The following is a 12,651-nucleotide window of genomic DNA, read 5'->3' as shown; positions in this document are numbered from 1 at the left end:
AATTATTCAAACAAAGCTCCCTCTCCGAGTTGTACCCCATTGAGGAAAGCAGCAATAGGAAGGCGCTTTTTGGCCGGAGCTTGCAACTCTTCTATTGCCAAAATGCCGCCACCGGTGGCCACATGCAACGAACGCCGGGGGGAGGGCAAGACTGTGCCGGGAGCGGTACTCTTAGGTAGGGGCTCTTCGGAAACAACACGTGTTACAAACAGCTTATACGTCAAGGGCTCTCCATGGTTGGGAGAGACCAGAGTAGTCCAAGCCGTAGGCACAGGAGACAATCCCCGCACGAAGTTATGAATTTCTCGGGCAGATCGGTTCCAATCTATTCGAGTATTTTCTTTTGTCAACTTATGGGCATAGGGTTCGTTGGCGCCCTCAGGCTGAGGTACCCCCTCAGGGACCTTGCCTTCTCGGCAAGCTTGCAAGAAGTCTCCAAGCAAGAGAATACCCTCCTCGGCCAGGCTATCGTAGAGGTCTCCAAATAGGGTATTTTCCTCTATCGGGAGAGTGCGTTGCCCCAAAACCTGCCCCTCATCCAAGCCTTTGGTAAGACGAAAAAGCGAAACGCCCGTCTCCTTATCTCCTGCCATTAGAGCGTGATTGATAGGGGCTGCCCCTCGCCAGCGTGGGAGCAACGAAGCATGGATATTTAGCGTCCCGAGGTCGGGCATTGCCCATAACTCCTCGGGCAGCATCCTAAAAGCAATAACCACCCCCAGAGTGGGTCGTAAGGCACGCATTTCTGCCAAGAAGCTCTCATCTCGGAGCCGCTCCGGTTGCCAAATGGGAAGCCCCAAGCGAAGAGCCTCCACCTTTACAGAGGATGGTTGCAACTTATGCCCCCGCCCCGCAGGGCGATCCGGAGTAGTCACCACCCCCACCACAGAGTAACCGGCCTCTACCAAAAAGGTGAGATGCCGCGCTGCAAAAGGGGCTGTACCCAAAAAGAGAATGCGTATATCTTGTTGTTCCATATAGTGCAACGAAAAAGGATCTAGAGAGGTCAATCTCCCTGACTTAAGTCTGTGAGTACCTCTCGATATGTATTAAAGATCTTCGATTTAGAGATAAACCCGAGGTAGTGGCCCTCGGCATCTACGACAGGGAGATTCCATGCCTTGGTATCGTCGAATGTGCGCATTGCCTCCTCCATAGACATCGTAGATAAGATTTTGGCAGGAGGAGAAACCATGAACGTTTCCACCCGGAAGCGATCGTACAACTCGGGGCGGAACATAATATTGCGGATATTGTCGAGGAGGACTATCCCCACCAAACGTTTGTCCCCATCCACTACGGGGAAAACATTGCGTCGGCTCTCTCCAATGATTCGTACCACATCTCCCAACGTCATCTCAGGGGCTACGGTGCTAAACTCCGTCTCGATAACACTATCTAGATTCATCAGAGTAAGCACAGCTTGGTCCTTTTGGTGCGTGAGCAATTTACCCTCTTCGGCAAGACGCAATGAGTAGATACTATGGCGCATAAATACCCGGATGGTACAATAGGCACTGAGCACAACCAACATAAGCGGAAGGAAAAGATTATACCCCCCCGTAAGCTCGGCAATGAGGAATACCCCTGTAAGAGGGGCGTGCATTACGGCCGCCATGGTTCCGGCCATCCCCATGAGGATAAAATTTTTCTCGGGCAGGTAGACTCGGATAAAGGGGAAATAATTGAGGGTATGCGAGAAGAGAAAGCCTGTAAGCCCTCCCACAAAAAGCGTAGGAGCAAAGAGCCCCCCACAACCTCCACCTGAGTTGGTAGCCACCGAGGCAAATACCTTAAAGAGAAGTACTAAGGTGAGGAAAAGCACAATCCACCAATACGAGTCTCCCAATGTGGCAAAGAGCGAGCCCTCCATGATGCTGCTGTAATCATTGGTCAGCAAGTGCTCAATAACACTATACCCCTCGCCATAGAGTGGCGGCATAAGTACAATGAGAACACTCAAAATCGCAGCTGAGAGCAAGAAGCGGTTGACATACTTAGGTATACGCTTAAACCGCCGCTCCAAAAAGAACATAATGCGGGAGAAGTAAAGCGCCACAAAGCCACAGAGAATACCCAACAAGAGGGTATAGGGGATACGATCTAGGATAAAATCTTCGCTCTGCATGAAGCTAAACATCGCCTGACGGCCCGTCAGGATATAGGCGAGAGAGGCTGATGTAACGGAGGCGGTAAGCAAGGGGAGGATACTCACAAGGGTCAAATCCATCAAGAGCACCTCTACAACAAAGACCAATCCCGTGATAGGCGCCTTAAAGATACCGGCGATGGCTCCGGCAGCCCCACACCCCACAAGGAGCATCAGGTTGCGCTGCTCCATCTTGAAGAAACGCCCCAAATTGGAACCAATGGCAGCCCCCGTGAGCACAATAGGCGACTCTGCCCCCACAGATCCCCCCATACCAATGGTAATGGCGCTAGACAAAACCGAAGACCACATATTGTGCGGTTTGATTCGACTCTTACGCTGGGAGAGGGCTATAAGGATCTTGGTAACCCCATGGCTTATATCGTCTCGTACCACATAACGCACGATCATGGCCGTGGCAAAAATACCCACCGGCGGGAGCACCAAATAGAGATACTGATTACGCTGCGCTGCCGTAGTGGCAAAGTGCTGAAGTGTATGCACCAACTCTTTGAGCACAAAAGCAGCTACCGCCGTGGCCAGCCCCACAATAAAGGCAAGAATTAAAACAAATACACGTTCGCTGATGTGCTTCTCTCGCCAGAGGATAAAGCGCATGAGGGCGCTGGACTGTGTAGTAGAGGACGATGAGGTCATTTTCCTTCTCCGTTTAGTATCGTACGTATCGTATAAAAGAGCACTACGAGATCGAGCTTTAGCGACATATTTTCGTAGTAAAGCCAATCATAGCGTAAGCGTTCGAGCATCTCTTCGAGGGTAGAAGCATACCCATAGCGCACCATACCCCAAGAGGTAATCCCGGGCAACACGTTGTGCAAAAGGGAGTAATAGGGGGCATGCTCTACGATCTGATCAATGTAGTATTGCCGCTCGGGACGCGGACCAACAAAGCTCATATCACCCCGCAACACATTGTAGAGCTGAGGCAACTCATCGAGTCTATAGCGTCGCAGCCATCGCCCCAAAGGGGTTACTCGAGGATCCCCATCAAACGATAGTTGTGGAGTCTCACCCTCGGTATTGGCATACATGGTGCGGAACTTGTAAATAAAAAAGGGCTTGCCTCGCTTGCCGATGCGCTCCTGACGATAAAAAACAGGGCCCGACGAAGAGCGGCGAACGGCTATAGAAAGCACTAGTAAGAGGGGCGAAAGTAGCAGCAAAGCAAAGAGCGAAGCCAAGCGATCGAAGCAGTACTTGAGGTTCTTGGCCAGCTCACTCATATTCGTCTCTGTCACTTCAATCATGGGCACCCCCATAAGTATCGTATGGGTTAGTTTGGGGCGAGGTTGTGAGAGCGGTACACTCTCTGCCTCTATATAGATGGGGCAATGGAATCGATACATCGAGTAAAGAAGATGCCCTGCCACAGACTTCCATTCGGGAGAGGCCGAGAGATAAATAGCCGTAGGTTGTAGCGAGAAAAACTGCGAGGCAATCTTATGCGACAGATGTTCAACGTCGGAGGATTCGGATGTGGACTCTTCGTCTATCAGCACTCGCCCTCTCTCCACAAAGCGCATCGTTTTGGCGCATTGCACCAGATGCTCCACCTCTTGTCGAGTCCCTACGAGCAAGACCTTCTCCCAATGCTCGGGGTCCTCTCTCTTGCGTATTCCCCAAAGAGTAATACAGAGACGCCCCATATAGACCCAAAAGAAAGCAAGGAAAAAGATCCCGGCAAACAGCTCCAGATAAACCCGGGTATTGAGTACGACATCGTCTACCACCCAGAACAAAAATGAGACAACACTCCCTACAAAGACAGAGCAGAGGGTAGTCCACAACTCATCAATCCGACTCTTGTTGACAGGTTTATTATAGTATCCGGAGAGAGCAAAAATAGCCATCCAAGCAACCCAAACCAAGGCGCTGATCGTCAGATTGTGCAGGTTTAAGAGATAGCTTCCCAGGCCTCCCCAGGCAGATGTTACCTCCTCCATATTGTACCGCAGGATATTAAATAGAAGGATAGTCAGCAACATGGCGAGACTATCCAAGAGAATATACCTTAGTCGATACAATAGAATCCGACTCATGAACGCAAGATCTTTACTTCGCCACCTAAGCCAATGGATATAATTTCGCTAGGACGAGCCGGCGTGCATTCGTCTTGACGGACGGGGACGATATAGTCTACAGCAACCTTGATCTCCTCGGAGATCTCTGCAAAAATCTGGGGAGCAGGCTGCCCCGACTTATTTGCACTCGTAGAAACCAAGGGCACTCGCACAGCCGCACAAAGGGCTCGTGAGAAAGCCTCATGCGTGATGCGAATACCCAACGTACCCTCGGCAGCAATCAGCGAAGGAGCTACATTGCGCCCTCCCGGGTAGATAAGAGTTAGAGGCGACACGGCTGCATCAATCAATTGATAGGCAATATCGGGCACCTCACGCACCAATCCCGGCAACTTGGCATCACTATCGATAAGCAGCAACATAGCCTTGCTCTCGGCACGCTCCTTGATGGTGAAAATACGTTGCACAGCCTCTTCGTTGGTGGCATCACACCCCAATCCCCAAATGGTGTCGGTAGGATAGAGTATAACTCCCCCACCTTTTACCACCTTAGCAGCCTCCTGCACCGCCTTCTTATATTCTTCGGTTAATGTATTGCGTTGAACATCCATTAGAGTTACAATCTAAGCTTCGACATACACGAGGGCAAAGATACAATTTTGAAAGCGTTGCGCCATCAATCTAAACTCTTTGCCCTGTAAAAAACAAAGAGAAGGGCAAAGGCCGAGAGAAACGCAGGCTATTTCTCGAGAGAATACAGACTGAAAAGAAAAAGGGTTCGGGTGGTTCTTCGTAGAGTTTAGGGCAAGAACGGAAAATTTTTAGGGCAGACATCCCCCCTTTTTCAGGGAGAGAATTTTAAGGATTTAGGAGCGGCGTGGTGTTTTCAGAGGAAGGGGCGTAGGGGGCGCACTTTATACAAGATCGAGACCCCAATAAAAGAAAGTACCGCCGTAAGGCTCCAGCGTAAAAGAATCGAGAGCCAGGCCTGCCCCATAACGGAGGGGCACCACAGCAAGAAAGGCTTCGTAACCACATCCAACACCACGATATGGATAAGATAAACGCCTAAAGAGCACGCTGCAAAGGAGGTGAGGGATCTAGGGTTGTAAGAAAGGCGAGGGCTGGAAGCAAAGAGTGCGAAAAGACTAATAGTAGCCTCAGCCACGAGGGGCGAGAGGTTGCTCGTCACATACTCCGACCAAGGGGAGCCATGGTACAGCACGAGCAGACTTATCATAGCCAGCGTACCCACTCCATACAGCACGCCCCAAAGAGACTTACTCGCCAACGTATATTTCTTCAAGACATACCCCAATAGGTAGTATCCAAGATAGGGGATAAATAGGATGGGGACGGGTAGCTCTACTTGGCACACAAAGAGGACAAGGTTACCCAGCACCTCCAAAAGAAGAATCCCCACAGCAATAAGAGAAAGATCTCTCGGACCTGACACTCGCTCTACGAGCTTGCGAAGAAGCGGAGTTACAAGGTATAATCCAATCAGCGGAGGTAAGAACCAGAGGTGGAAATAGCCTTTGGCCCAAAAGAGATGGCTCGCAGACTCCGCAACATCAGCCCCTTTGACAAAAAAATAGAGGTAGTAAAGAGGAAGCCAAACAGCGAGGGGGATGAGAAGTCGAGGTAAACGTTTGCGATAGAATGTAGAGGGTTTCTCAATGGGCTGAGCGAGAAGAAAGGCTCCACTTAGCATAAAAAAGAGAGGTACCCCTATCTGCACAAAGCCCTGCACCAAAGCTGCAACATATCCGTTACTACTCTGCCAATGCTCCGGAGCGAGGTACTGCCCCGAAGTATGAATGCCAATCACAAAAAAGGCAGCAAGTGCACGGAGAGCATCCAGCCCCTCATGTCGAGTCGCATTCATCGTTTCTAGGGATTATTCTTTCACAAAAAAGCCTCTCTAGCAAAGCTCTCGGCACTCTCCCCTCTCGGGTAGCACCTTGATATTCGCTAGAGAAGCTCCTTGTACATTTCGCTTCTGATATTTCCTCCGAGATCAGCCGCCGAAGTCGTCGAAGTTGACCTGCTCACGAGGCACGCCTAGGTCTTCGAGCATCTTATTGACAGCGTTGGACATGGGGCCCGGTCCGCACATGTAGTATTCGATATCTTCCGGAGCCTCATGATCTTTGAGGTACATATCGTATATAACCTGATGGATAAATCCGGTAGCACCCGTCCAATTATCTTCGGGCTGAGGGTCACTCAGGGCGATAACGAAGCGGAAGTTGGGGAAGTTCTTTTCTATTTCGCGGAAATCCTCTTCATAGAAAATCTCGCTCTTAGAGCGCGCTCCATACCAATAAGACACCTTGCGCCCCGTCTTTACCGTATTGAAAAGGTGCAAGAGCTGAGCACGAAGGGGAGCCATACCTGCCCCACCACCGATATAAAGCATCTCGGCATCGCTATCTTCGTGGATGTGGAAGTCTCCATAAGGACCACTCATCGTCACCTTATTTCCAGGTTTGAGAGAGAAGATATACGAAGAGGAGATACCCGGCATAACACCCGCCTTCCAAGTACCCGTAGCCCGATCGATGGGAGGAGTGGCAATACGAACGTTGAGGGTAATGATGTTACCCTCGGCAGGATAATTCGCCATTGAGTAGGCACGAATTGTCTCTTCTGTATTTACAGCCTTCAAGCCAAAGAGCCCCACTTTTGCCATACGCTCCCAGTCCTTACGGAAGCGATCATTCCCATCCTTATCGCATATGTCATAGTCGGAATAAGAGATATTGTATTTGGGGATCTTGATCTGCGCGTAGCTCCCACTCTTGAAGTTCATCACTTCACCTTCGGGCAGTTTTACCACAAACTCTTTAATAAAGGTGGAGACGTTGCGGTTGCTGACAACCTCGCACTCCCACTCTTTTACCCCGAATACAGACTCGGGAACGATGATCTTGAGGTCCTCTTTCACCTTTGTCTGGCAGCCCAAGCGCCAATGCGCTTTCTGCTCCTTGCGGCTAAAGAACCCCTTCTCGGTAGGAAGGATTTCGCCCCCGCCCTCTACCACACGGCAGCGACATTGTCCACAGCTACCACTACCACCACAAGCGGAAGAGAGGTAGATGCCGTTGTTTTGTAGCGTATTGAGCAGGGTGCCTCCTATGGGGACTTCGAGTTTACGCTCGTCATTTACAGTGATGGTTGCATTGCCCGAGGGAACAAGTTTGCTCTTAGCAACGAGTAGGGCAACGACCAATATAAGGGTGATTACGAGGAAGATAACTACGCTCGCAATGATTACGATAGAATTAATCGCCATATCGTGTATTCCTTTTTATTACTTAGTCTTCTACGAACTTTCTAAGTTGCCTCCTAAAGCTTAACCCCCGAGAAGCAAACGAAAGCCATCCCCATAAGCCCCGTAACGATGAGGGCTATACCAAAACCTCTTAGCGGCTTAGGAATGTTGGAGAACTGCAATTTCTCGCGGATTGCAGCCATTCCTACAATGGCAACGAGCCATCCAATCCCGGAGCCAAAGCCGTAAACAGAAGCTTGTCCCAGATCTGCAAATTCTCTTTGTTGCATAAAGAGAGATCCTCCCAAGATGGCACAATTCACAGCGATCAGAGGCAAGAAAATCCCTAGCGAGGCGTACAAAGCGGGAGCATAACGCTCCACCACCATCTCCACCAACTGAGTGAAGGAGGCAATAACTGCAATGAAAAGAATAAAGGAAAGGAAGCTAAGGTCTACGGAAGCAAAGGAGGGACTAAGCCACGTGAGTGCGCCCTCTTTGAAGATGTAGTTCTCGAGCAAATAGTTAATCGGCAGGGTGCAAGTAAGCACAAAAGTTACCGCAATGCCCAAGCCCAAAGCCGTCTTCACATTCTTCGATACCGCGAGAAACGAACACATCCCGAGGTAAAATGCGAAGATCATATTGTCAATAAATACCGAGCGAAAGAAGAGGCTCAGAAGATCTACTGCGTAATTCATAATCCGTCTTTCTAGTATAACTTATCCTACCTTCTCTCTACGCTTCTTGTAGATTTTTGTTGTAACTCCGCTGAACCCATACCACACAAGCAAGTATGATGAGGGCCATAGGAGCCATATTCATCAGGCCAAAATTGGCATACCCCATATCGTAAAAAGACTGAGGGATCACGCGGAAGCCGAAAAGGCTTCCATTGCCAAATAGCTCACGAACAAAGCCAATGATGAGTAGCACCATACCGTATCCGACCCCGTTGCCTACCCCATCGAGGAACGACTCCCAAGGCTTATGCCCAAGAGCGAAGGCCTCAAGGCGTCCCATTAGGATGCAGTTCGTAATAATAAGACCAACGTATACCGAAAGCTGTTTGCTGATGTCGTAGACGTAGGCTTTGAGTATTTCATTTACGATTGTTACAAGAGCTGCTACCACCACGAGCTGTACAATGATACGAATACGTGTGGGAATAGTATTACGAATCAACGAAATAATAACATTGGCAAAAGCCAATACAGCCGTTACAGAGAGCCCCATTACAAGAGCGGGCTTGAGCTGCGACGTAACAGCAAGAGCCGAGCAAATACCCAGCACCTGGATGAGCACGGGATTGTTACTACTGAGCGGCCCTAGTAAAACCTCTTTATTTTTATTTGCCATAATCTCTATTCTTCCTTATTTGGTAGCGTTGGCTTGAAGATATTTCTCGTAGGGTTTGAGCGAGCTTGAGAGCATTGCGTCAACCCCATTACTGGTAAGAGTACCACCGGTTACGCCGTCTACAAACTCACGTTCGTCGGGCGACTTGCCATTCTTTACCACGGCAATCCCAATCACTTGCCCCTCGGCATTGGCAATATGCTTGCCGATAAAGCGAGAAGAGAAGTGCTCTGTTGCAATTTCGGCACCCAGCCCCGGAGTTTCTCCGGCATGCCCAAAGTCACTACCAAAGACGGTGGTTCCGTCCTCATCAATAGCCATATAGCCCCAGATTACATTCCAAAGTCCGGCTCCATTGAGGGGGATAATGAATTTTTTCGCCCCATCAACTTCTGCGATATACAGAGGGAGCTCGGCATCGGGATTGCTTGCGAGCAACTTAAATTGATTGGCAGTATTTAGATTGAATGCAGCGTTATTGGCAATTTCTTCGCCCTCAAATGTACGAAGCACTTCACCCTTAGCATTGATGAGAAGCTCTTGTTTGATGATGGTCTTGTAGAGCTGGCTCACCTCTTTTTTACTGGGGGCAGCCTGATGCACAGAGCGAAGGATCTGCTCCATCTTGTCTATCTTGACATTCTCTTCCTGGGGTGCCTTGAGCACCTGTGAGGTGAAAGCAAGAGCAACAGCTACGAGAGCAACCATAATGGCTGCGTATACTATAGTGTATGTATTACTCTCTCTATTCATAGTTTCTTGTCTATTAGAAAGCTCGTATTGGTTAGTTTGCCTTTTTTAGACGGCGAGCACGACGTTGGATATTCGCATTTACCACGAAGTAATCGATAAGAGGAGCGAATACATTCATAAGTAGGATGGCAAGCATCATCCCCTCAGGATACCCGGGGTTGAGTACGCGGATAAAGACGCACATGACCCCAACAAAGAATCCATAGATCCACTTGCCGGTCTCGGTACGAGCCGAGGTTACGGGGTCCGTTGCCATGAATACAAGCCCAAAGGCAAAGCCACCATACAAAAGGTGCATGAGGGGTGTCATCTGCATAGCTGCCGTAGAACCGACCGCATTGAAAAGCAGAGCCATGAGAGAGGCTCCCACAACACCCGAGAGCATAATCTTCCAACTTGCAATCCCCGTCCAAATAAGGAACACAGCCCCGATCAGGATAGCCAGTGTAGAAACCTCCCCAATAGAGCCGGGGATGAATCCCAAGAAGGCGTCAAGATAAGAGAGAGGTTCGCCCACCACATTGTGTAGTGCGGGAAGCGTATCTCCGGCAGTCGCAATTTGACCGAGGGGAGTTGCTCCGGAGTAGCCATCTACCAACGTACCGGCTCCTAGTCCAAAGCTATCACCCGTGCGGACAAAAACGTTGTCCCCCGTCATCTTGGTCGGGTAAGCAAAGAAGAGGATCGCACGAGTAATCAAGGCTACGTTAAAGACATTGTATCCCGTACCGCCAAAAACTTCCTTGGCAAAGACTACGGACATGGCCGTCGCTACGGCAATCATCCACAGCGGAGTATCTACCGGCACAATGAGGGGGATCAAGAATCCCGTCACTAGGAATCCCTCTTGGATCTCCTCTTTTTTCCATTGAGCGACCGTGAACTCAATCCCGAGCCCCACTACATAAGCCACAATGAGTTTGGGCAGCACGGCAAGGAAACCAAAGCCAAAGATCGACCAAAAGTCGCGAGCAGCGAGCTCCCCGATAGCCAGGTAATGCTGATATCCCACGTTGTACATCCCAAAGAGTAGAGAAGGAATCAAGGCGAGAATCACCATACTCATCACTCTCTTCGAGTCTATTGCATCGTGAATATGCGTCCCCCTACGAGCGGTATCGTGAGGCACAAACATAAATGTTTCCATCCCCTCAAAAAGCGAATGGAAGGCATGCAACTTCCCCCCTTCGGAGAAGGTTGCACGATATTTATCAAAGAATCCTTTCATATCTATAGGGAAGGGTTAATTCATTTCTTTGTAGAGGAGGTCGAGCCCATTGCGTATGATATACTGCAATTCCATCTTCGAAGAGCAGACAAATTCGCACAACGCAAAATCCTCGGGAGCCACTTCGTAAATTCCCAGAGCCTCCATTTTGTCGATATCGTAGGCAATAGTGGCTTTGATAAGCTGCTCGGGAAAAATATCCATAGGGAAAACGCGATCGTATTCGTGGCTCATAATCATAGCCCTCTCGCCCCCCTTGATACGTGCATCGAAGGCATACTCACGTTTCTTACCAAGCAACCACGAGAAGTAGCTGCGGTTGGCACTAAACTGCTTAAAGCGAGGAGCGATCCACCCAAAGGCCTCGTCGCAATCGTCACCTTCGGGGATAATGCTTATCTGATCCACGTTGAGCGAAGTAAAAGGACGCTCATCCGAGATACGCACTCCCGTAAGGACGTCTCCGTTGATAATCCGTTCGTGATCTTGCTTTACGCAGAGGTCCGAACCGTAGAGGTCCAACGCTCTTGCTCCCGGAGTGATCGTTGCATACCCACGCTGCGCAGCATCGGAGCCGGCAATGACTATCGTACGAGAGAAATCCACCTTACCGGTGCGCAAGAAGCGCCCTACAACGAGCAAATCCGTGGCCTTTAGGGTCCACACCACTTCCCCCTTATTGATCGGGCGGATATGATTGATAAGGACGCCCACATTACCGGCAGGATGAGGCCCCTCCACGGTAACCACCTCCACGCCCTGAGGGGCTGTGAAAGCGAGGCCGGCAGGGACTCCCAAATACACAGAGCCCTCAGTGAGCGTCTGTAGGGCAGCAAGGGCAACTTGCAAGTCCTCTGCTCTATCCTTTAATAGGAACTCCATAGAGGGAGCTAGGGGAGCCGTCAGATTGGCCGTTACAAAGACATCTCTCGGCATCTCCCGAGGGTTGGCAATCCTATCATAGGGACGTTGTTTGAAAAATGCCCACATCCCCGAACCAAGTAGCATCTCAAGAAGAGCCTCACGAGAGGAGCTCTCCTTTTTATAAGGTGCAAATGAGACCGAAGCCGTATCCCCAGAGGGACGCACCTCCACGCTCAAAACCTTACGCTTTGCCCCACGATTAACGGCCACAACCTCACCAGCCACCGGGCTCGCAAACTTGATTTCGGGAAAGGTTTTATCGTAAAAAAGAGGCGTTCCGCACTCTACTTTATCGCCCACATGCACCATAAGTTTGGGGATCACACCCACATAGTCATCGGGGACTAACCCATAGGTACTGCTTGGCTTAGGAGCAACCAAATGCTCCAACGGGGCTTTCCCCTTTAGATTCAAGGAGAGGCCCTTTCGTATTTTTATCGATTTAGCCATGACTACAATCTCTGTCGTTGCTACAATTTCAGTTCTGCAAAAGTAGTCAAATCCCATCAAACAAATATCCTTCCGGATGGAATATTACATCCTTTAACAACGAAATCTGCTCGCACTCAGAGCTGTACGAATAGGGATTAGGCCACTAGAGAACCTCCCCAACGGCAAAAAAAATAATTGTAATGCAGGAGCCCCCTCGGGTCTACTGCTCCGGATTTGTATTTTTCTCTTCTGTAAAGTCTACGTACTCCCCTTGTCCCTTATCAAATTTGCGCTTATCCACCGTCGTGATATCCACCTTTTCTCCGGGCGATCGGTGAGGCTCCCTCTCCCCTCTTCTCTTCTGAGAGCGAGAGGTCTCTTGGGAGGCGTTATACATCCCCGCACGGCGTAAAAACCATTTGAGGATCTGGATACGGAAGAGGTAAAAGAGTACCCCTATAAGGACGATTATGAGGAAAAAAGTCAT

Annotated in this window: 12 protein-coding genes; all 12 read right to left on the bottom strand. The window is 49.8% G+C overall.

Features of this window, described 5'->3' with window-relative positions:
• Positions 1-2: 2 nt before the first annotated feature.
• The gene (gene fmt, locus Q0090_RS07630; protein ID WP_297949344.1) at positions 3-977 is read right to left on the bottom strand and encodes a methionyl-tRNA formyltransferase; all 975 of its coding nucleotides are present in this window, start codon (positions 975-977) and stop codon (positions 3-5) included.
• A 29-nt stretch (positions 978-1,006) separates the two neighbouring features.
• Positions 1,007-2,806, bottom strand: coding sequence for a chloride channel protein (locus Q0090_RS07625; protein ID WP_297949342.1), 1,800 nt, complete (start codon positions 2,804-2,806; stop codon positions 1,007-1,009).
• Positions 2,803-4,209: an exopolysaccharide biosynthesis polyprenyl glycosylphosphotransferase gene (locus Q0090_RS07620; RefSeq protein ID WP_297949341.1), complete on the bottom strand. Its 1,407-nt coding sequence runs from the start codon at positions 4,207-4,209 to the stop codon at positions 2,803-2,805. The genes Q0090_RS07625 and Q0090_RS07620 overlap by 4 nt, the downstream gene beginning before the upstream one ends.
• Positions 4,206-4,802, bottom strand: coding sequence for an L-threonylcarbamoyladenylate synthase (locus Q0090_RS07615; RefSeq protein ID WP_297949339.1), 597 nt, complete (start codon positions 4,800-4,802; stop codon positions 4,206-4,208). Before Q0090_RS07615 ends, Q0090_RS07620 begins: the two co-directional genes overlap by 4 nt.
• A gap of 275 nt (positions 4,803-5,077) precedes the next feature.
• Positions 5,078-6,079, bottom strand: coding sequence for an acyltransferase (locus Q0090_RS07610; protein WP_297949337.1), 1,002 nt, complete (start codon positions 6,077-6,079; stop codon positions 5,078-5,080).
• Positions 6,080-6,211: 132 nt separating this feature from the next.
• On the bottom strand, positions 6,212-7,489 hold the full coding sequence (gene nqrF, locus Q0090_RS07605) for an NADH:ubiquinone reductase (Na(+)-transporting) subunit F (protein ID WP_297949336.1): 1,278 nt from the start codon (positions 7,487-7,489) through the stop codon (positions 6,212-6,214).
• A 53-nt stretch (positions 7,490-7,542) separates the two neighbouring features.
• The gene (gene nqrE / locus Q0090_RS07600) at positions 7,543-8,169 is read right to left on the bottom strand and encodes an NADH:ubiquinone reductase (Na(+)-transporting) subunit E (RefSeq protein WP_297949334.1); all 627 of its coding nucleotides are present in this window, start codon (positions 8,167-8,169) and stop codon (positions 7,543-7,545) included.
• A 37-nt stretch (positions 8,170-8,206) separates the two neighbouring features.
• Positions 8,207-8,827 carry an NADH:ubiquinone reductase (Na(+)-transporting) subunit D gene (locus Q0090_RS07595; protein ID WP_297949332.1) on the bottom strand — a complete coding sequence of 207 codons (621 nt, stop codon included), beginning with the start codon at positions 8,825-8,827 and terminating at the stop codon, positions 8,207-8,209.
• Positions 8,828-8,842: 15 nt separating this feature from the next.
• A complete protein-coding gene (gene nqrC / locus Q0090_RS07590) occupies positions 8,843-9,580 on the bottom strand; it encodes an NADH:ubiquinone reductase (Na(+)-transporting) subunit C (RefSeq protein WP_297949330.1) in 738 nt (245 codons plus the stop codon).
• A gap of 31 nt (positions 9,581-9,611) precedes the next feature.
• Complete coding sequence (nqrB, locus tag Q0090_RS07585; protein ID WP_297949328.1) at positions 9,612-10,808, bottom strand: NADH:ubiquinone reductase (Na(+)-transporting) subunit B; 1,197 nt, start codon at positions 10,806-10,808, stop codon at positions 9,612-9,614.
• 15 nt (positions 10,809-10,823) lie between these two features.
• Positions 10,824-12,182, bottom strand: a complete 1,359-nt coding sequence (locus Q0090_RS07580; protein WP_297949325.1) for a Na(+)-translocating NADH-quinone reductase subunit A — start codon at positions 12,180-12,182, stop codon at positions 10,824-10,826.
• 202 nt (positions 12,183-12,384) lie between these two features.
• Positions 12,385-12,651 (bottom strand): hypothetical protein, encoded by a 267-nt coding sequence (locus tag Q0090_RS07575; RefSeq protein WP_297949323.1) that lies wholly within the window; start codon positions 12,649-12,651, stop codon positions 12,385-12,387.

This window comes from uncultured Porphyromonas sp. (assembly GCF_938023125.1).
GTDB lineage: Bacteria > Bacteroidota > Bacteroidia > Bacteroidales > Porphyromonadaceae > Porphyromonas.
The sequence above is the reverse complement of the archived record's forward strand: the minus strand, read 5'-3'. Positions and strand labels throughout refer to the sequence as shown.